The organism is Pantoea cypripedii (assembly GCF_002095535.1).
GTDB lineage: Bacteria > Pseudomonadota > Gammaproteobacteria > Enterobacterales > Enterobacteriaceae > Pantoea > Pantoea cypripedii.
Window position 1 is genome coordinate 1,860,378 of record NZ_MLJI01000001.1, and the last position, 19,464, is coordinate 1,879,841.

Genomic DNA, 19,464 nt, shown 5'->3' on the forward strand with positions numbered 1-19,464 from the left:
CCCTTTTCGGTTTTATTAATTCAGGATTAGTTATTTTGCGCACCTTCAAGAAGAAATTTTTATTTGCCGTCATTGCATCGGCACTTTCATCATCAGTTCTGGCTGCTCCCCAGCTGTTTAGCATTGTCGAGAAAGATGTTAATAGACAGGACTCTCCTCTTTTAAGAACTCTCCAGGAAGAACATAAAGATTACAAACTGGTAAATATCAATAAGGATATATTGTTAAGCCGATCGTCATCATTCCAGATTGCGATGGAAGGTGGGGGGGAACCGGTTGAAATCCGTGCTACATCTCTGATGAAAGATGCCAGTGGTATTGATATCTGGCGGGGAGGTTCAGAAGACGAACAAAGCACGGCTACTTTTGCCATCAATGACGGAGGTGTGAATGGCAGCATCCGGCTGAGTGATGGCTCTTTTTATGAGTTCTATCCTGTTGCTCGGGGTTTATATGCGCTGGTGAAAATAGATACCTCTCATATCTCAGCAGACGAGCATGATGATGTCTGGGATGATGCGGCAACAGAGAAATTCCATGAAGTTAATGAAAAGTTGAATAACAAGGAAAATTTCACTACCAGCACGACCCCAGCCAGAATAAAAATACTGTATGTTTATACAAACCAAACTCGTGATAAATTTCAGGAAGACCCCGCCAGATATGCTACCTATCTTACCGGTGAGTTAAATATTAGCCATTCAAGAAGTGAGACCTTCACTCAATTTGAATCGGTAGGGGCTGTCGATGCAAAAATGGATGAAGGTAGAATGGATAGTATGCGAGCACAAATGGGGAAAGCCACGACTACATTAGGTAAACTGGTCGCTGAAAAGCGAGCAGAAACGCGAGCCGACCTTGTGGTATTAATATCGAAAGCTAACGAATTATGCGGAACAGCTGATGGTTGGGGACCAAACAGTGTTGTTAATGTGGATTGTGCGGTCAAAACCAGAACGTTGGCACATGAGACCGGTCATAACTTCGGATTAAAACACAATGAAGATGAGGCAACATGGCCACCCTATGCCAACGGTTATGGGGTGCCAGGCAAGTTCCGTACAATTATGTCAAAAGAATGTTCGCCGTCCTGCCCAAAAGTGGACTATTTTTCTACGCCAAATAAATCTTCTCATGGTCAGCCGGTAGGTACGGCGGCAAGTAATGATGCTGTGCGCCATATCAGGGAAAGACGTTTTATTGTTGCGAATTACTTTCCTGACTGGGAAAAACAACACCAACTTAATGGCGGTGCATTGCCAGCGAATCAGTTTTTTGAAGTCAGCCTGACAGATCGACAAACTAATAAGCAGCAAATCCTTGACCATATTATTATCAACGCTGGTGAATGGAGTTGGCCATATGAGTTATCCGTGGCAGTCAATAAATTCTTCCCTAAAGACGCTGTTGCTGCAGGATTGCTGACTGATGATGGTAGTATTGTACCGAAAAACGGATCCAGTTATGAAAACTATATCTGGTTGCATCAGGATAAATTACAAAACTATAAAGTTGATATCAAACGTAATACCTATGCTGTCGTCAGAGGGAACAAATGGGCTGATTTGATGGCGATTAGTGGCGGCGACGGTGTGGCCCCAAACACCACGGTAGTGCTGACCATTAAGAATAAAACTTCAGGCCAGGCGCTGGAGAAATATTATTTCAATAATGATGGTGAGCAGCTTACCTCCACATCATGGCCGCACCAGCTGGCTCAGGTGATCAATAGCCACAATTCACCGAATCTGATTGCCGGAGAACTGAAGGACGGAATTTTCAACACCGTCACCGGCAGTGGTTTCCGCAACCGGTTGTGGTTCCCGCTGGATAAGAAGAACGATTTGATGGCGGAATTTTCCACCCTGAATATTGCAGAGAACCCCTGGGTTGAACAGAAGGATATCTTCGGTGACCGATTCCAGACCGATTTAGCCTCGGGCACCACCATTACTGTCGCCGTTAAAAACAGCAGCGGCTCGGTGGTGGAACAACGCAGCGTCGAGATTCCTGATGGAAAGGATGGCGAGTACCTCAGCCGTTACCGCTGGCCGGCCTATCTGGCGCATGAAATTAATAAATCCATGACGCAAATCAGGCTGGGCGGCAAGCAGGCCGATGGCAGCATTAAAGTGGTGGAGTGGTCGCAGTATCTTAACTACATGTGGAAGAAAGACCGTGCTAACCAGACGGTGGTGGTGACCTTCAGTAAATAAAGCCTGACATCCGGCTGGCTGCTTTTATATGCAGCCAGCTGGAACAAGCCACAGAATAATATTTTCATCTCAGGATTAATGATTTTGTTCACATTTAGACAGAAGTTGTTATTTACCCTTATTGCCTCAACATTATCCACCTCAGTTCTTTCCGCACCGCAGTTGTTCAGCGTGGCGGCGAAAGATCCCAATGGGCCGGATACGCCGCTGTTAAGAAGTCTCCAGAATAATCACAGGGATTACCAGCTGGTTAACATTAATCAGAATATTTTATTAAGTCGCTCTTCATCCTTCGGGTTTAAGGCCAGAGATAACGGACAGGAAATCGAAATCAAAGCCATCTCACTGGAAAAAGATAATGTTGGTAATGATATCTGGCGGGGTAAGGCGGAAAATGGTCAGGGAGAGGCCACTTTTTCGGTTCGCGATGGGAAAATCAACGGCGGCATTACGCTAAACGATGGGTCTTATTATGAAATTTATCCGGTAACTGAAGGCTTACAGGCGCTGGTGAAAGTTGATGCATCAGATTTTCATGAAGATGAAAACGATACTGTCACCGACGAAAAGGCGGAAGCTCATCAACATGAGTTAAGTGATGCCCAAAGCGAGAGAGAAACATTAAGCACGGATACGACACCGGCCAGAATAAGGGTTTTATATCTTTATACTAATCAGTCCCGTGGGGACTTTGGAGGTAACCCAATACTTTTCGCAGGTTACCTCAACGATAAATTGAATCAAAGTTATGCAGACAGTGAAACGCACATTCAGTTCGATGTGGCCGGAGTTATTGATTCAAAGATCGATGAGACGGCTATAACTACGATGATTAATCAAATGATTACGGCCGGTACACCGTTGGGTAAACTGGTGGCAGAGAAAAAGGCAGAAACACATGCTGATCTTATTACTTTAATCGTAAAAGATGGTAGCACTAACTGTGGAATGGCTCATCTGGGTCTAAGAACGAGTGTGGTGGCGGTAGGATGCTCTGTTGCCACAGGATGGCATACTCTGGCTCACGAAATAGGGCATAACTTTGGCCTGGGACATAATGTAGGCTCGAACTCGAAAGGTCCGTATGCGCATGGTCACCGTGTGGAGGGCAAATTTCGCACGATTATGTCATCTGTGTGTTCTTTAGCATGTACGCGAATCAACCACTTTTCTACACCGCTAAAAAATCAGGATGGTCTGCCAATGGGTACGGCGGCACAAAATGATGCAGTGCGTTTCCTCAGAGAAGTCCGTTTTAATTTCAGCGACACCTATCCCTATTGGGACAGTCAGTATCAGCTGAATGATGGTGATCTTCCGGCACATCAATACTTTGAAGTGATTCTGACCAATCGTCAGACTAGTAAAACCATCAGCCTGGACAAGAAAATCATTAATCCAGGGCAGTGGGACTGGCCCTTCGAGGTCGCGACTGCGGTCAATAGCTATTTCCCCAAAGGCATTGTTGAAGCAGGGCGTCCAAGAGGGGGCGTGATTATTCCTGCCAGTGGCTCCAGCTACCTGAACCATATCTGGCTGCATCAGGACAAAAAAGATGCTTACAAGGTGGATGTGAAGCGCAAAACCTATGCGGTAGTGCGGGGTAAAGAGTGGGGCGATGTAATGCCCATCGATGGTGGTAATGGTATGCCTGCGGATGCCACCATGATGCTGAACATTAAAGATAAAGTTTCGGGCCAGGTGCTGGAGACGCATTATTTCATTAATGGCCGTCAGGCTCTTGATAAAACATCATGGCCGCACCGACTGGCGCAGATAATCAACAGCCAGCAGTCAACCAACGTCATCGCCGGTGAACTGAAGGACGGTAATTTCAACACCGTAACCGGCAGCGGTTTCCGTAATCTGCTGTGGTTCCCGCTGGAGAAGAAAAACACGCTGAGCGCTGAATTTACTCTCCTGAGTGCGGCTGAAAACCCCTGGGTCGAAGAAGTTGGCGCTTATGGTAATAAGCACATGACTGACCTGGAAAAGGACACCGTCGTGACGATTAAAGTGAAAAACAGCAGCGGCGTGGTGGTTGAGCAACATAGCGTCAGGATCGATGATGCTGAACTGGACCGTTACAGATGGCCGACCTATGCAGCAAAAATATTCAACCAGGAATTTACCCAAATCATTATCGGGGAAAAAGATAAGGCCGGAAGTGGCAGTATCGACATCATTCCGGGGTCGCAATATCGCAACCTTATCTGGAAGAAACAGCGCGCCAACATGACAGTTGAGGTTTCTTACAGTAAATAAGACAGAAAGCCGGGCTGGTGGCCTTTTTGCTATCCAGCCCGGCATATCTCTGCAGGATTGGCTTAAAAAACACAAAAAAAAAGCCCATCACAGGGGATGGGCAAAGACTACACACAGCAATTCTTCACTTTACTCAGGGGAAAAAGGTTGTTTTAAAATCAGTGGTTTGATCTCAAACATAGGAAACATGTTATTCACAGCCGCTTCTGGCGTCTTTAAGAATCCTCTTATTAGTTTAAAGCTGATAATCTTTTATCGCCGTTTTTAGCCGGTTTAAACCGCGATTCAGTACGAAAAATAATCTTTCCGTTACGAAAATTGACCTAAAGAGGGTGGAATTGCGGTTTTTCTTAAAAATCACTTATGGAAAATTTTGCTTTCGGCAGGAAACTCAGTGATGGCGATTAACTGAGGCTAATCGCCGTCAGGCAGGGGATCAGGCAGTGTGATCGTCGTGTTCTGTCAGTTCTTCAACCACATCAACAGGATCGTCATCCGGGGCCGGCACTTCGTGCATCCATGCCGATACCAGACGATAAGAAACCGCCAGCACCACCGGACCAATAAACAGACCAATCATGCCAAAGGCCACCAGACCACCGATCACACCGGAGAGAATCAAAATCATCGGCAAATCGGCACCCATGCGGATCAACATCGGGCGCAACACGTTATCGAGCGTACCCACGACACAACTCCACACCAGCAACACCGTGCCCCAGGTGGTATCGCCGCTCCAGTAAAGCCAGATAATGGCAGGTACCAGCACGATCAGCGGACCAAGCTGTACCAGGCAGGAGAGGATCATCACCACGGTTAATAAGGTGGCATAAGGAATGCCGGAAATGGCTAACCCGATACCGCCCAGCACCCCCTGTACCAGCGCAGTGACCACCACGCCGAGCGCAACGGCACGAATTGCCTGACCAGCGAGCAGCACCGCAGCATCGCCACGGCGTCCCCCCATACGGCAGGCAAAATGACGGATACCCTGTCCGACCTGCTCACCACGCCAGTACAGCAGCACGCTAAACAGCAACATCAGTCCCAGATGCAACATAAAGCGGCCAAAGTGACCGGCCTGCGCCACAAAGAAGCCGGTGGTGCGGCCAATGTACGGTTGTAGCTTGTTCATGATGGCGGTGCCGCCACCGTCCACCAGCAGGTGATAGCTGGAGAACAGCTTGTTACCCACCATCGGGACTTCTTTCAGCCAGTCCAGCTGAGGCAATACCAGGTGGCCCTGGGTCGCCCAGGCAATTACCGGGGCGCTGTTATCAATCAGGCTATTAACCAGCACGGCGATAGGAATGATAAACAGCAGCAGCAACAGGATGGTCATCGCCACCACTGCCAGTGAACGGCGTCCCCAGAGCAGATGTTGCAATCTGATCATCAATGGCCAGGTGGCGATCACCACCATACTGGCCCAGGCAAAGCCCAGGATGAAAGGCTGAACCACCCAAAGACAGGCGGTGATCATGATCAGGATAAACATCAGTGAGAACAGCATTTGCGGTAAATCCAGACCGCGTTGCAGGTTTTTCATAACAGCGTCTTGACCTCAATTGAATCCTTTGCGGAGGGGCTTGCTGGCCCTGATTAATGATGATCTATTTCCTGGCGATTAAACAGGGGGATAGCGGGTGCTTTTTACGTTTCCTGAAAAAACAGCAGGCGACAAAAAAATGTGATAAAACGAATGGTTCATAAAAATCGACTACGCAAACGTTTACAACATCTCGGTCACCCAATAATGATCCCACAGATTTCCCAGGCACCGGGCCTCGTTCAACTGGTGCTGACATTCCTGCAATCCTTAAAAGAACAAGGATTCACTGGCGATACCGCCACCAGCTACGCCGATCGTCTCTCCCTTTCAACCGATAACAGCATCTATCAGCTGTTGCCGGATGCGGCGCTTTTCCCCCGTTCCACCGCCGATGTGGCGCTGATTGCCCGTCTGGCTGGTGAAGAGCGCTTTACCAGCCTGGTGTTTACCCCGCGTGGCGGTGGTACCGGCACCAATGGACAGTCGCTTAACCAGGGGATTGTGGTCGACATGTCGCGCTACATGAACCGCATCCTTGAAATCGATACCGAGCAGGGCTGGGTACGGGTTGAAGCCGGGGTGGTGAAAGACCAACTCAATGCCTGGCTGAAGCCGTATGGCTTTTTCTTCTCGCCGGAGTTATCCACCAGTAACCGCGCCACCCTAGGGGGGATGATTAATACCGATGCCTCCGGACAGGGATCGCTGGTGTACGGCAAAACCTCCGACCATGTGGAAGGCCTGCGCGCCGTGCTGATCGGTGGCGACATCCTGGATACCCGCGCCATGCCGACGGCACTGGCGGAGAAACTGGCACAGACGCCGACTGCGGAAGGCCGCATCTATCAACAAGTGATGACCCGCTGCCGTGAACAGCGCGCGTTAATCCTGGAAAAATTCCCCAAACTGAACCGTTTTCTCACGGGCTACGATTTACGCCACGTGTTCAGTGACGATTTGCAAACCTTCGACCTGACGCGCCTGCTATGTGGCGCTGAGGGAACGCTGGCATTTATTACCGAAGCTCGACTCGACATTACCCCGATTCCGAAAGTGCGTCGTCTGGTCAACATAAAATATGACTCCTTCGACTCAGCGCTGCGTAACGCACCTTTTATGGTGGAAGCAAAGGCATTGTCGGTAGAAACCGTCGATTCCAAAGTGCTGAATCTGGCGCGGGAAGATATCGTCTGGCATTCGGTAAAAGAGCTGATCACCGATGTACCCGATAAAGAGATGCTCGGGTTAAATATCGTCGAGTTCGCGGGTGATGACGGTGAACTGATTGAGCAGCAGGTCTCGACGCTGTGTGCCCGACTGGATGAATTGATGGCGCAGCAGCAGGGTGGCGTGATTGGCTATCAGCTGTGTAATGACCTGAGCGGCATTGAGCGCATCTATAATATGCGCAAAAAAGCGGTGGGTTTGCTCGGTAACGCCAAAGGGCGCGCCAAACCGATTCCGTTTGTCGAAGATACCGCCGTACCACCGGAACATCTGGCGGATTACATCGTCGATTTCCGCGCGTTGCTGGATAGCCACGGATTGAGTTATGGCATGTTCGGCCATGTGGATGCCGGGGTGCTGCACGTGCGTCCGGCGCTGGATATGTGTGACCCACAGCAGGAGATGCTGATGAAACAGATCTCCGATGAAGTGGTGGCGCTCACCGCGCGCTACGGCGGGTTGCTGTGGGGTGAGCATGGCAAAGGATTCCGCGCCCAGTACAGCCCGGCGTTTTTCGGTGAAACGCTGTTCAATGAGTTGCGGCGGATTAAAGCGGCATTCGACCCGGATAACCGTATGAACCCCGGCAAAATCTGTACGCCGCTCGGCAGCAATGAGCCGATGATGCAGGTCGATGCGGTGAAGCGTGGTACTTATGATCGCCAGATTCCGCTGACGGTGCGCAACGAATGGCGCGGGGCGATGGAATGTAACGGTAACGGCCTGTGCTTCAACTTTGATACGCGTAGTCCGATGTGCCCGTCGATGAAAATCACCCGTAACCGTATTCATTCGCCAAAAGGACGCGCAACGCTGACGCGTGAATGGTTACGCCTGTTATCGGAGCAGGGCGTTGACCCGCTGCTGCTGGAGAAAGCCTTACCGGAGCAAGGTTCCAGCCTGCGTACGTTGATCCAGCGTACCCGCAACTCATGGCATGCGAAGCAGGGCGAGTATGACTTCTCCCACGAAGTCAAAGAGGCGATGTCGGGGTGTCTGGCGTGTAAAGCCTGCTCCACCCAATGCCCGATAAAAATTGATGTGCCGAACTTCCGTTCACGCTTCCTGCAGCTGTACCACACCCGTTATTTGCGTCCGATGAGTGACCATCTGGTTGCCACGGTGGAAAGTTACGCGCCGCTGATGGCTAAAGCGCCGAAGGTGTTTAACTTCTTCCTGAAACAGCCGTGGGTACGGGAACTGAGCAAAAAACATATCGGTATGGTCGATCTGCCGCTGCTTTCCTCACCGAGTCTGAAGCAGCAATTAAGCGGACACCCGGCCATGAGCCTGACGCTGGAGCAGCTCGAAGCCCTCAGCAGCGCTGAACGGGAAAATTGTGTGCTGGTGGTGCAGGATCCCTTTACCAGCTACTACGAAGCGCAGCTGGTGACGGATTTCGTCAAACTGATCGAGAAGCTGGGTTACCGCCCGGTGCTGCTGCCGTTCTCACCGAATGGCAAAGCGCAGCATGTTAAAGGCTTCCTGCAACGTTTTGCCCGCACGGCTTCCATCACCGCTGAGTTCCTGAACCGTGTGGCGCGCCTTGGCATGCCAATGGTGGGCGTCGATCCCGCCACCGTGTTGTGTTATCGCGATGAATACAATCAGGTGCTGGGCGACAAGCGCGGTGAGTTTAACGTGCAGCTGGTGCATGAATGGCTGCAACAGGCGGTCGCCGAACGCGCAGTGCAGAGTACCAGCGGGGAAGCCTGGTATCTGTTTGCTCACTGCACCGAGGTGACGGCGCTGCCCTCAACACCGAATCAGTGGCAGGATATCTTTGCCCGCTTTGGCGCAAAACTGGAAAACATCAATGTCGGCTGCTGCGGTATGGCAGGCACCTATGGCCACGAAAGTCAGAACCTGGAGAATTCACTGGGGATTTATGCGCTTTCCTGGCATCCGCAGATGCAAAAACTGCCGCGTCAGCGTTGCCTCGCCACCGGATTTTCCTGTCGCAGCCAGGTGAAACGGGCAGAGGGGAATGGCATGCGCCATCCGCTACAGGCATTGCTGGAAATGTTGTAAACAAATTGTAGGCGTCACAACGCAGCTGGATTAGAATATCCAGCCTGCGTGGCGGACGAAATCACTCTGCAGGCTGGTGGCTTGATCCCACTCGCCGCTCAGCGCCAGTTGATGACACAAGCGAGTCAGCGACAGGCGCGCCAGTTGATAGGCCTGAATACGGAACAAACGGTCGCGATCGGCATTGCCCATCTCCTGCACTAAGCGGTGATGGAGCTTGCCCATGGCGTGCAGATAGCTTTGGTCATCGCCATTCAGCTGGCAGATTTCTGCCATGTCGAGACAGGTGTCGTTAAAGCGACGCAGCTGTTCGATAGTACAGTCGGTGCGGTTGAGCTTTGCCTGAGCCATATAGAAGTCGACGGTGATATCACGTACCGAAAACTTATATTCATCGATTTTGTGTTGTAACCAGGCTGAGACGGTAAGCGTCATATCGCCACCTTAAACGGGTTAATGATAATCATTATCATATTCAACCACATCAGGAATGCAATTCCCAAGAGAAATTTTATTGATTTACTTTGCCTGTCAGTAAAATTGGCAATAACAATTTCTTTACATTGTAGAAAGGCGTAACCTATCAATCATGAGAAAAACGTAAAGTGTGAAAACAAAATTTTGCGGGTTTTTAACGGGTTACAGCTATTACAACGGAGCCGTTTTGCCGCCCGCAAAGCAGTGCGAAGCGACTATGCTTAAGAAAGCAACAGTGAAAAATAGCACGAGATGATTATCCCTGCAAAACAAGAGGTTGAAGTGATACCTGATATCACTACCATAGGGGGATAGCCTGAAAAGGCCCAGACTTACGAGGTAGCACTATGTCATCAGTAAATGCAGCTTCTTTCTCACCCGAAGATTTCGTCTGGAAAGGGCTGACGCTGACCGAATCGGCAGCAAAACAGATTCTTAACCTGGCCGCTGAAGACCCGGAAGTCAAGGGCCTGCGTCTGGGGGTGAAACAGTCCGGCTGTGCCGGTTTTGGTTATGTCATGGACCTGGTGAAAGCTCCTGCCGATGACGACCTGCAGTTCTCCTTCTTTGGCGCAACGTTGTTTGTGCCGCTTCAGGCAATGCCGTTCGTCGACGGAACCGAAGTGGATTATGTCCGTGAAGGCCTGAATCAGATCTTTAAATTTAATAACCCTAAAGCTCAGCACGCCTGCGGGTGTGGCGAGAGCTTCGGCGTCGAGTAAGTCAACTATGTCACGAAACAGCGAAACATCTGACGATGTACAAATGTGGGAAGGCAAGCTCAATTATAAAGAGGGCTTCTTTACCCAACTGCAAACCGAAGAATTTGCTCACGGCCTCAACGAAGATGTGGTGCGGGCAATTTCGGCTAAGCGTAACGAGCCAGAGTGGATGCTGGAGTTTCGTCTTAAAGCCTTTCGTGCCTGGCTGGAAATGGAAGAGCCGCACTGGCTGAAAGCGCATTATGAGAAACTCGACTACCAGGATTACAGCTATTACTCGGCGCCATCCTGCGGCAACTGCGATGACACCTGTGCTTCCGAGCCAGGCGCTACCCAGGCCTCAGGTTCAACCCCGTCCAGCGAATATCTGACGCAGGAAGTGGAAAACGCCTTTAACCAGCTGGGTGTACCGGTGCGTGAAGGCAAAGAAGTGGCGGTCGATGCCATTTTCGACTCCGTTTCCGTTGCCACCACCTATCGCGGCAAGCTGGCGGAGCAGGGCATTATCTTCTGCTCGTTTGGCGAAGCGATTCAGGAACACCCTGAGCTGGTGAAAAAGTATCTGGGTACCGTGGTTCCGGCCAACGATAACTTCTTTGCTGCGCTGAACTCAGCGGTGGCGTCGGATGGCACCTTTGTGTACATCCCGAAAGGCGTGCGTTGCCCGATGGAGCTGTCTACCTATTTCCGTATCAATGCGGCAAAAACCGGCCAGTTCGAGCGCACCATTCTGGTGGCGGACGAAGACAGTTACGTCAGCTACATCGAAGGTTGCTCGGCACCGGTACGTGACACCTATCAGCTGCACGCGGCAGTGGTGGAAGTGATTATCCACAAAAACGCGGAAGTTAAATATTCTACCGTGCAGAACTGGTTCCCGGGTGGTGAAGGTGATGGCGGTATCCTCAACTTCGTGACCAAGCGCGCCCTGTGTGAAGGCGACCACAGCAAAATGTCGTGGACGCAGTCAGAAACCGGTTCAGCCATCACCTGGAAATACCCGAGCTGCATTCTGCGCGGTGATTACTCCATCGGTGAATTCTATTCTGTGGCGCTGACCAGCGGACATCAGCAGGCCGATACCGGCACCAAGATGATCCACATTGGTAAGAACACCAAATCGACCATTATCTCTAAAGGTATCTCGGCCGGTAAGAGCCAGAATACCTATCGTGGTCTGGTGAAAATTATGCCAACCGCCACCAACGCGCGTAACTTTACCCAGTGCGACTCGATGCTGATTGGCCCGGATTGCGGCGCGCATACCTTCCCGTATGTGGAAGCGCGCAATAACACCGCGCAGCTGGAGCACGAAGCCACCACCTCGCGTATCGGTGAAGATCAGATGTTCTACTGTCTGCAACGCGGTATCAGCGAAGAAGATGCGATCTCAATGATCGTCAACGGCTTCTGTAAAGATGTTTTCTCCGAGCTGCCACTGGAATTCGCCGTGGAAGCGCAAAAATTGTTAGCAATCAGCCTTGAGCACAGCGTGGGCTGATGGCCCGTTGCCGGAAGCAATGTGAAGGAAAGAGTATGTTAAGCATTAAAGATTTACAGGTTAGTGTTGAAGACAAAGAAATTTTGCGCGGTCTGAACCTCGAAGTGAAGCCGGGTGAAGTGCATGCCATTATGGGACCGAACGGTTCCGGTAAAAGTACCCTGTCTGCAACCCTGGCTGGCCGTGAAGATTATGAAATCACCGGCGGTTCCGTCACCTTCAAAGGCAAAGATTTGCTGGAGCTGGAGCCGGAAGAGCGTGCGGGCGAAGGCATCTTTATGGCGTTCCAGTATCCGGTGGAAATTCCGGGCGTCAGCAACCAGTTTTTCCTCCAGACTTCTGTCAACGCGGTGCGTAAATACCGTGAGCAGGAGGAACTGGATCGCTTCGACTTCCAGGACTTTATCGAAGATAAAATCCATCTGCTGAAAATGCCGGAAGATTTGCTGACCCGTTCTGTGAACGTGGGCTTCTCCGGTGGTGAGAAAAAACGTAACGACATCCTGCAGATGGCGGCACTGGAGCCGGATCTGTGCATTCTTGATGAAACCGACTCCGGTCTGGACATCGATGCGCTGAAAATCGTGGCCAACGGCGTTAACAGCCTGCGTGACGGTAAGCGTTCATTCATTATCGTTACCCACTACCAGCGTATCCTGGACTACATCAAGCCAGACCATGTACACGTGCTGTATCAGGGCAAAATTGTGAAATCTGGCGACTTTTCGCTGGTGAAACAGTTGGAGGAGCAAGGCTATGGCTGGCTTACCGACGAAAAGTGATAACGCCCTGCAACAGTGGCATCACCTGTTTGAATCGCGCGGTGAAGTGCGTTCACTCCAGGCACAGCAGCACTGGCAGCAACTGATGCGTCTCGGCTTGCCAACCCGCAAGCACGAGAACTGGAAATACACCCCGCTGGAAGGTCTGCTGGGCCAGCAGTTTGTGCTGCCACAGCCGCAGGATGTGACCGCTGAACAGGTTGAACTGGTTGCTCTGCCGATTGAAGCGGTGCGTCTGGTGTTTGTTGATGGCCGTTTCCAGCCAGCTCTGAGCAGCCGCGATACTGGCCTGTTTGAGATCCAGCATTCGCAGGCGGCAGAACGCCGTCCGCTGCCGGCAGCGATTCAGCCGGAAGTGTTTCTGCATCTGACCGAAAGTCTGGCAGAAGAAGCCACCAGTATTCGACTGGCACGCGGCAAAGCAGCGGCCCTGCCGTTGTACCTGCTGCATATCACCAGCGGCCAGGATGCCGGGATGAATACCGTTCATCATCGCCACCATCTGCAACTGGAAGCCAGCGCAGAGGCGGAAGTGATTGAACACTACGTCACGCTGAACGATGCACCTCACTTTACCGGTGCGCGTTTCACCTTCGACGTGGCTGACAATGCCCGACTGTCGCACATCAAACTGTCGTTTGAGAGCGAGAAAAGCTACCACTTCGCCCATAACGATGTGGTTCTTGGTCGTGATGCGCAAGTCAGCACCACCAGCTTCCTGCTGGGTGCCGGTTTGTCACGTCATAACACCAGTGCACAGCTTAACGGTGAGAACACCAATCTGGCGATGAACAGCCTGGCCCTGCCGGTGAATCAGGAAGTGTGCGATACGCGTACTTACCTGGAGCACAACAAAGGCTACTGCATGAGCCGTCAGATGCACAAAACCATCGTGCGTGACAAAGGTCGTGCGGTGTTTAACGGTATGATCAAAGTGGCACAGCACGCGCTGAAAACCGACGGACAGATGACTAACAACAACCTGTTGATGGGCCGTCTGGCGGAAGTCGATACCAAGCCGCAGCTGGAAATCTACGCCGATGACGTTAAATGTAGCCACGGTGCTACCGTAGGTCGTATCGACGATGAGCAGATGTTCTATCTGCGCTCGCGTGGTATTGAAGAGTCTGCTGCGCAGCGTATGATTATTCATGCTTTTGCCGCAGAGCTGACCGAATCCTTAAAGAATCCGGTACTGCGTCAGGCAGTGTTGCAGCGTATTGCTGCGCGTATCCCGGGAGTTGAGTCATGAGTTTCGATCTCGAACGAGTCAGAGCGGAGTTTCCGATTCTGAAACGCGAGGTCAACGGTCATCCGCTGGCTTATCTGGATAGTGCGGCCAGCGCACAGCGTCCGCTGGCCGTCATTAATGCGGAAAGTTATTTTTATCAGCACGGCTATGCGGCCGTGCACCGCGGCATTCACTCGCTGAGTGCGCAGGCTACCACTGATATGGAAAACGTGCGCATCCAGGCGGCGCGTTTTCTTAACGCTTCCTCGCCGGAAGAGATTGTTTTCGTCAAAGGCACCACCGAGGGGATCAACCTGGTGGCAAACAGCTGGGGCGGCAGTCAGTTGCAGCCTGGCGACAACATCATCATTACCGAGATGGAGCACCACGCCAACATTGTGCCGTGGCAGATGGTGGCGCAACGTACCGGTGCTGAAATTCGCGTACTGCCGCTGAATGAGCAGGGCGAACTGGCGCTTGAGCAGCTGGGTGGATTGATCGATAGCCGTACCCGTTTGCTGGCGGTGACCCACGTTTCCAACGTGCTGGGCACGGTCAACCCGGTGAAAGCCATCGTGGCCCAGGCGAAAGCCGCTGGCGTTATCACGCTGGTGGATGGCGCGCAGGCGGTGATGCACCATGCGGTTGATGTGCAGGATATCGGTTGCGACTTCTACGTTTTCTCTGGTCATAAGATCTACGGCCCGACCGGCATTGGTGTGCTGTATGGCCGCAAGGCACTGCTCGATATCATGCCCCCCTGGGAAGGTGGTGGTTCGATGATCGATCAGGTGCAGCTGCCGACCGGCACCACCTGGAATACTGCACCGTGGCGTTTCGAGGCCGGTACACCGAATACCGGGGGTATCATTGGTCTGGGCGCGGCTCTGAAATGGGTCACCGAGCTTGGTCTGGACACCATCCATCAGCGTGAATCGATGCTGATGCGTTATGCACTGGATAAGCTGGCCTCCGTACCGGACCTGACCATTTATGGCCCGACGACGCGCAGCGGTGTGGTGGCGTTCAATCTGGGCAAACATCATGCCTTTGATGTGGGAAGCTTCCTCGATCAGTACGGCATCGCTATTCGTACCGGGCATCATTGCGCTATGCCGCTGATGCGCCATTATGCAGTACCCGCCATGTGCCGGGCCTCTTTCGCGCTGTACAACAGCGAAGAAGAAGCCGACCGTCTGGCGGCTGGTCTGACGCGTATTCATCGTCTGCTGGGCGGTTGAGCAGATTTCAGGAGTCACCGATGGCAAATTTGCCAGACAAAGAGAAACTGGTGCGCAACTTTAACCGTTGCGCTAACTGGGAAGAGAAGTACCTCTACATCATTGAACTCGGGGCAAAATTACCAGAATCGTCTGAAAGCTTATATCAGCCGGAAAACGTGATTTCTGGCTGTCAGAGTCAGGTGTGGATCACCATGTCTCCACAATCAGATGGAACTATTACCTTTGCCGGTGACAGCGATGCTGCCATTGTTAAGGGTTTGATTGCCGTGGTATTCAGCCTGTATCAGGGGCTGAAAGCGCCGGAAATTCTGGACCTGGATGTGCGCTACTGGTTTGAACAACTTGCGCTCACCCAACACCTCACCCCTTCGCGTTCGCAGGGGCTTGAAGCGATGATTCGCGCGATCCGTCATAACGCACAGTCCCTCAGCTAAGATACACTCTCCAGACCCCGGTCAAATCTGACCGGGGTCTGTTTCTTCCGACAAAGAGAAAATTGCATGAGACCAGCTTTACGTTTAGCCGGTGCATTGCTGTTGTCCTGCTGCGGACTGTCTGCACCTGCGCTTGCCACGGAATACCCTCTGCCCGCCGCTAACAGCCGTTTAATTGGCGAAAACACCCTCACGACTGTACCTGATGACAAACGCCCGCTGGAGGTCATTGCAAAGCATTATAAGATAGGTTTGCTCGGCATGCTGGAAGCCAACCCTGGCGTAGATCCCTGGTTGCCTAAAGCCGGTACGCAGCTGACGGTGCCGTTGCAGATGTTGCTGCCGGATACGCCGCATGAAGGCATCGTGATTAACCTCGCTGAACTGCGCCTGTATTACTACCCGAAAGGGGAAGATCGGGTGATTGTCTATCCCATCGGTATTGGCCAGCTGGGGGCAGCGACACCGATTATGGTGACCAGTGTCGGCCAGAAAATCCCCAACCCGACGTGGACGCCTACGCCGAATATCCGCAAGCGCTACGCGAAAGAGGGCATCACCCTACCGGGTGTAGTGCCTGCCGGGCCGGATAACCCCATGGGGCTGTTTGCCATGCGTCTGGCGCACGGTTCCGGCCAGTATCTGATTCACGGTACCAACGCCGATTTTGGCATCGGTATGCGCGTCAGTTCAGGCTGTATTCGCCTGCGTCCGGAAGATATCGAAGCGTTGTTTGCCAGTGTGCCGAAAGGCACGCGTGTACAGGTGATTAACCAGCCGGTGAAATATGCAATAGAGCCGGATGGGAAGCGTTATATCGAAGTGCATCAGCCGTTATCACACACCGATAAAGATGATCCACAAACCATGCCGATTACGTTAACAGCGGCGATGAAAAACTTCCTGAATAGCCCGCAAAGCGATACTGCGCTGATTAAGGCGGCGCTGGAGAGACGTTCGGGAATGCCAGTGCTGGTGAGCAGTGGGGAGCCAGTGACAGCGGATACCGCGATGCCGCAGGTGGTGCAATCTCAGCAGGGGAGTGAGGCGACGCGTGCCACCATCAGTGAAGCGATGGGGACGTCCGTAGCAAAGCCGTGAATTCTGGCTGAATCAGGACAAAAAAATGGCGCCTTAATGGCGCCATTTTCAGTACCAGAACTCTTACTTACGGTAAGAGTGAGCCTGGTTGTCCAGACGCTGGTTAGCACGAGCTGCGTCATCTTTAGCAGCCTGAACGTCAGAACGGATTGCGTTCACGTCGTTGCTCAGCTGGTCAACTTTAGCGTTCAGAGTCTGAACGTCTGAAGACAGCTGGTCGATTTTAGCGTTGCTTGAGCAACCAGCCAGCAGAGTTGAACCCAGGATTACCGCGCCCAGTACCAGTTTAGTACGATTCATTATTTATACCCTCTAGATTGAGTTAATCTCCATGTAGCGTTACAAGTATTACACAAAGCTTTTTGAGTTGAGAATAAATTTTTGATGAGAACATGCTTAAACTTGATCGTTCGCTCAAAGAAGCATCGTTTCGCAGAAGATGATAAAAATATTTAGCTAAAACAGAGGGATTTAATCGGATTAACCTTAATTTTCTGGCTTTTTGAATAGTTATTATCGATTGGCAATTTCCAGTATCTGTATTAGCCCCGGAATAAAAAAAGCGCCCGATAAGGGCGCTTTTTAATAAACATTGAATTAAAAATCAGAGTACGTGTACAGACGATGTATTGGTAGTTCCACTTGGCACCAGTGCACCGGATACCATCACCACCACGTCGCCTTTTTGCCCATAACCGCTTTCCAGTGCCATTTCTTTACCAATGCGGTAGAAATCATCCGTTGAGGCAATTTCGTTGACCAGACGGGTTTCCACACCTTTGCTCAGAATCAGCTGGCGTGCGGTGGTGGCATTGGTGGTCAATGCCAGGATGGTCGCATCAGGGAAGTATTTTCTGATGGCTTTGGCTGATTTACCGCCTTCGGTCGCCACGACAATCAGTGGGGCTTCCAGCTTCTCTGCCGTCTCAACAGCACCACGGCATACCGCTTCAGTGATACGCAGTTTGCGTGAATCCTGCAGCGAATCAATGCGTGATTTCATCACACGGTCAGTGCGTTCACAGATGGTCGCCATGATAGTGACCGATTCCAGCGGGTATTTGCCCTTGGCGCTTTCGCCAGACAGCATCACTGCATCGGTACCGTCGAGAATGGCGTTGGCCACGTCACCGGCTTCCGCACGGGTCGGACGCGGGTTTTTGATCATAGAATCGAGCATCTGGGTCGCGGTAATCACCACTTTGCGTGCTTTGTTGCACTTCTTGATCATCATCTTCTGCGCGAAGATCACTTCTTCAACCGGGATTTCCACACCCAGGTCACCACGGGCGACCATGATGCCGTCTGAGGCTTCGAGAATTTCATCGAAGTTGTTCAGGCCTTCCTGGTTTTCGATTTTGGAGATGATCTGGATGTGTTCGCCGCCGTGTTGTTTCAGGTGCTCACGGATTTCCAGCACATCAGAACGTTTACGGATAAAAGAGGCTGCGACGAAATCGACACCCTGCTCACAACCAAAAATCAGGTCGCGTTTGTCTTTTTCTGCCAGCGCAGGCAGCTGAATGGAGACACCAGGCAGGTTAACACCTTTGTTTTCACCGAGGTCACCGTTGTTCAGCACTTTACACACCACGGTGTTTTCAGTGACTTCGATCACTTCCATGCCAATCAGGCCATCATCCACCAGCACGGTATTGCCAATTTTAAGGTCTTCAGTAAATCCGGCATAGGTCACCGCGACGCGGTCACTGTTGCCGATCACTGATTGATCGGTGGTGAAGGTGAAGGTCTGGCCAGCTTTCAGTGACGCGTCGTTGCCGCCTTCCAGTTTCATGGTGCGGATTTCCGGACCTTTGGTGTCCAGCAGAATCGCAGCCTGACGACCGGTTTTCTCGATGACGGCACGCATGTTTTTAATGCGCTGACCATGCTCGGCGTAGTCCCCGTGCGAGAAGTTCAGGCGCATGACATTCATGCCAGCTTCCAGCAGTTGAGTCAGCATCTCTTCCGATTCGGTTTTCGGACCGATAGTACAAACGATCTTGGTCTTTTTCATGTCAGCTTATCTGTAAGTTGTGATGGATGATAAAGGTTGGGATTCGATGCGCAGGCACCGAAGTGGAAATTCGTTTGGTGTTGATAAGGGTAATACAGAGTAAGAATAGGAGACGATAGCTAAGCGTGCAGGGAAGTTGTGCGGTACGCGAGGGAACCGACCAGGCGGTGTTGCGCAAATAATTTGAGTTCTCGCAATAAACACGTTAGCGCTGAAACCTTTCAAGTGAGACAACGCGGCATAGTATAGACGCTCAGTATGCGAAAACCAATATGAAAGCGGTAACATAAAACGATGCAGATCAAGGAACAGAGTGTTGCGCAACGGGAGATAAAAAAAGAGTGGTGCGTTCTAATGGACTCGAACCATCGACCCCCACCATGTCAAGGTGGTGCTCTAACCAACTGAGCTAAGAACGCATTTTACCCGTCATACTTCAGATTGCATGTGCGTTGACTGCAACCCGAATTATTTAGGGTAATAAAATGGTGCGTCCGAGTGGACTCGAACCACCGAACCCCCACCATGTCAAGGTGGTGCTCTAACCAACTGAGCTACGGACGCACTTGGTGCGCTCTAATGGACTCGAACCATCGACCCCCACCATGTCAAGGTGGTGCTCTAACCAACTGAGCTAAGAGCGCAACACGCTGTCAGGGCGACA

The 19,464-nt window shown here is 51.6% G+C and carries 14 protein-coding genes, 3 tRNA genes and 1 other RNA gene; 10 read left to right on the plus strand and 8 right to left on the minus strand.

The annotated features are described in order from the left end of the window. Nucleotides 1-35 precede the first annotated feature (35 nt). Together HA50_RS08685 and HA50_RS08690 are read left to right on the plus strand one after the other, a co-directional pair. On the plus strand, nucleotides 36-2,216 hold the full coding sequence (locus HA50_RS08685; protein WP_139810912.1) for a M12 family metallo-peptidase: 2,181 nt from the start codon (nucleotides 36-38) through the stop codon (nucleotides 2,214-2,216). A 78-nt stretch (nucleotides 2,217-2,294) separates the two neighbouring features. Next, on the plus strand, nucleotides 2,295-4,481 hold the full coding sequence (locus tag HA50_RS08690; protein ID WP_084874054.1) for a M12 family metallo-peptidase: 2,187 nt from the start codon (nucleotides 2,295-2,297) through the stop codon (nucleotides 4,479-4,481). A 72-nt stretch (nucleotides 4,482-4,553) separates the two neighbouring features. Here the strand turns inward: HA50_RS08690 and rprA are convergent. Together rprA and ydiK are read right to left on the minus strand one after the other, a co-directional pair. Continuing rightward, nucleotides 4,554-4,661, minus strand: an RNA gene (rprA, locus tag HA50_RS08695) — antisense sRNA RprA. A 256-nt stretch (nucleotides 4,662-4,917) separates the two neighbouring features. After that, the gene (gene ydiK, locus HA50_RS08700; protein ID WP_084874055.1) at nucleotides 4,918-6,030 is read right to left on the minus strand and encodes an AI-2E family transporter YdiK; all 1,113 of its coding nucleotides are present in this window, start codon (nucleotides 6,028-6,030) and stop codon (nucleotides 4,918-4,920) included. 207 nt (nucleotides 6,031-6,237) lie between these two features. Between ydiK and ydiJ the strand changes: the two genes are divergently transcribed. After that, on the plus strand, nucleotides 6,238-9,291 hold the full coding sequence (gene ydiJ, locus HA50_RS08705) for a D-2-hydroxyglutarate dehydrogenase YdiJ (RefSeq protein WP_084874056.1): 3,054 nt from the start codon (nucleotides 6,238-6,240) through the stop codon (nucleotides 9,289-9,291). A 30-nt stretch (nucleotides 9,292-9,321) separates the two neighbouring features. Here ydiJ and HA50_RS08710 read toward each other — a convergent pair whose 3' ends face one another. Beyond that, the gene (locus HA50_RS08710; RefSeq protein WP_084874057.1) at nucleotides 9,322-9,726 is read right to left on the minus strand and encodes a hypothetical protein; all 405 of its coding nucleotides are present in this window, start codon (nucleotides 9,724-9,726) and stop codon (nucleotides 9,322-9,324) included. 389 nt (nucleotides 9,727-10,115) lie between these two features. Between HA50_RS08710 and sufA the strand changes: the two genes are divergently transcribed. The 7 genes from sufA (at nucleotide 10,116) to HA50_RS08745 (ending at nucleotide 16,783) form a co-directional block, all read left to right on the plus strand. Beyond that, complete coding sequence (gene sufA / locus HA50_RS08715; RefSeq protein WP_084874058.1) at nucleotides 10,116-10,490, plus strand: Fe-S cluster assembly scaffold SufA; 375 nt, start codon at nucleotides 10,116-10,118, stop codon at nucleotides 10,488-10,490. A 7-nt stretch (nucleotides 10,491-10,497) separates the two neighbouring features. After that, entirely contained in the window at nucleotides 10,498-11,991 is a 1,494-nt protein-coding gene (gene sufB, locus HA50_RS08720) for a Fe-S cluster assembly protein SufB (RefSeq protein ID WP_084874059.1), read from the plus strand. Between the two features lie 35 nt (nucleotides 11,992-12,026). After that, nucleotides 12,027-12,773: a Fe-S cluster assembly ATPase SufC gene (gene sufC / locus HA50_RS08725; protein WP_084874060.1), complete on the plus strand. Its 747-nt coding sequence runs from the start codon at nucleotides 12,027-12,029 to the stop codon at nucleotides 12,771-12,773. Further along, nucleotides 12,748-14,025 (plus strand): Fe-S cluster assembly protein SufD, encoded by a 1,278-nt coding sequence (sufD, locus tag HA50_RS08730; protein ID WP_084874061.1) that lies wholly within the window; start codon nucleotides 12,748-12,750, stop codon nucleotides 14,023-14,025. Before sufC ends, sufD begins: the two co-directional genes overlap by 26 nt. Next, nucleotides 14,022-15,245 carry a cysteine desulfurase SufS gene (gene sufS / locus HA50_RS08735; RefSeq protein WP_084874062.1) on the plus strand — a complete coding sequence of 408 codons (1,224 nt, stop codon included), beginning with the start codon at nucleotides 14,022-14,024 and terminating at the stop codon, nucleotides 15,243-15,245. Before sufD ends, sufS begins: the two co-directional genes overlap by 4 nt. Before the next feature lie 20 nt (nucleotides 15,246-15,265). Continuing rightward, nucleotides 15,266-15,682 (plus strand): cysteine desulfuration protein SufE, encoded by a 417-nt coding sequence (gene sufE / locus HA50_RS08740; RefSeq protein ID WP_084874063.1) that lies wholly within the window; start codon nucleotides 15,266-15,268, stop codon nucleotides 15,680-15,682. 66 nt (nucleotides 15,683-15,748) lie between these two features. Further along, entirely contained in the window at nucleotides 15,749-16,783 is a 1,035-nt protein-coding gene (locus HA50_RS08745; protein WP_084874064.1) for a L,D-transpeptidase family protein, read from the plus strand. A gap of 63 nt (nucleotides 16,784-16,846) precedes the next feature. Here HA50_RS08745 and HA50_RS08750 read toward each other — a convergent pair whose 3' ends face one another. From HA50_RS08750 to HA50_RS08770, 5 genes are all read right to left on the minus strand, one after another. Next, complete coding sequence (locus HA50_RS08750; RefSeq protein ID WP_007374746.1) at nucleotides 16,847-17,083, minus strand: major outer membrane lipoprotein; 237 nt, start codon at nucleotides 17,081-17,083, stop codon at nucleotides 16,847-16,849. Between the two features lie 304 nt (nucleotides 17,084-17,387). Then, the gene (gene pykF, locus HA50_RS08755) at nucleotides 17,388-18,800 is read right to left on the minus strand and encodes a pyruvate kinase PykF (protein ID WP_084874065.1); all 1,413 of its coding nucleotides are present in this window, start codon (nucleotides 18,798-18,800) and stop codon (nucleotides 17,388-17,390) included. A 342-nt stretch (nucleotides 18,801-19,142) separates the two neighbouring features. Continuing rightward, nucleotides 19,143-19,219 (minus strand) — tRNA-Val (locus HA50_RS08760). Between the two features lie 67 nt (nucleotides 19,220-19,286). Further along, nucleotides 19,287-19,364 (minus strand) — tRNA-Val (locus HA50_RS08765). A 3-nt stretch (nucleotides 19,365-19,367) separates the two neighbouring features. Further along, a tRNA-Val gene (locus HA50_RS08770) sits at nucleotides 19,368-19,444 on the minus strand. Nucleotides 19,445-19,464 lie beyond the last annotated feature (20 nt).

What these genes read in the sequence shown, in the direction of transcription:
- HA50_RS08690 (WP_084874054.1), top strand. Translation starts at nt 2,295, where the DNA reads ATGATTTTGTTCACATTTAGACAGAAGTTGTTATTTACCCTTATTGCC.
- ydiK (WP_084874055.1), bottom strand. Translation starts at nt 6,030, where the DNA reads ATGAAAAACCTGCAACGCGGTCTGGATTTACCGCAAATGCTGTTCTCA.
- ydiJ (WP_084874056.1), top strand. Translation starts at nt 6,238, where the DNA reads ATGATCCCACAGATTTCCCAGGCACCGGGCCTCGTTCAACTGGTGCTG.
- HA50_RS08710 (WP_084874057.1), bottom strand. Translation starts at nt 9,726, where the DNA reads ATGACGCTTACCGTCTCAGCCTGGTTACAACACAAAATCGATGAATAT.
- sufA (WP_084874058.1), top strand. Translation starts at nt 10,116, where the DNA reads ATGTCATCAGTAAATGCAGCTTCTTTCTCACCCGAAGATTTCGTCTGG.
- sufB (WP_084874059.1), top strand. Translation starts at nt 10,498, where the DNA reads ATGTCACGAAACAGCGAAACATCTGACGATGTACAAATGTGGGAAGGC.
- sufC (WP_084874060.1), top strand. Translation starts at nt 12,027, where the DNA reads ATGTTAAGCATTAAAGATTTACAGGTTAGTGTTGAAGACAAAGAAATT.
- sufD (WP_084874061.1), top strand. Translation starts at nt 12,748, where the DNA reads ATGGCTGGCTTACCGACGAAAAGTGATAACGCCCTGCAACAGTGGCAT.
- sufS (WP_084874062.1), top strand. Translation starts at nt 14,022, where the DNA reads ATGAGTTTCGATCTCGAACGAGTCAGAGCGGAGTTTCCGATTCTGAAA.
- sufE (WP_084874063.1), top strand. Translation starts at nt 15,266, where the DNA reads ATGGCAAATTTGCCAGACAAAGAGAAACTGGTGCGCAACTTTAACCGT.
- HA50_RS08745 (WP_084874064.1), top strand. Translation starts at nt 15,749, where the DNA reads ATGAGACCAGCTTTACGTTTAGCCGGTGCATTGCTGTTGTCCTGCTGC.
- HA50_RS08750 (WP_007374746.1), bottom strand. Translation starts at nt 17,083, where the DNA reads ATGAATCGTACTAAACTGGTACTGGGCGCGGTAATCCTGGGTTCAACT.
- pykF (WP_084874065.1), bottom strand. Translation starts at nt 18,800, where the DNA reads ATGAAAAAGACCAAGATCGTTTGTACTATCGGTCCGAAAACCGAATCG.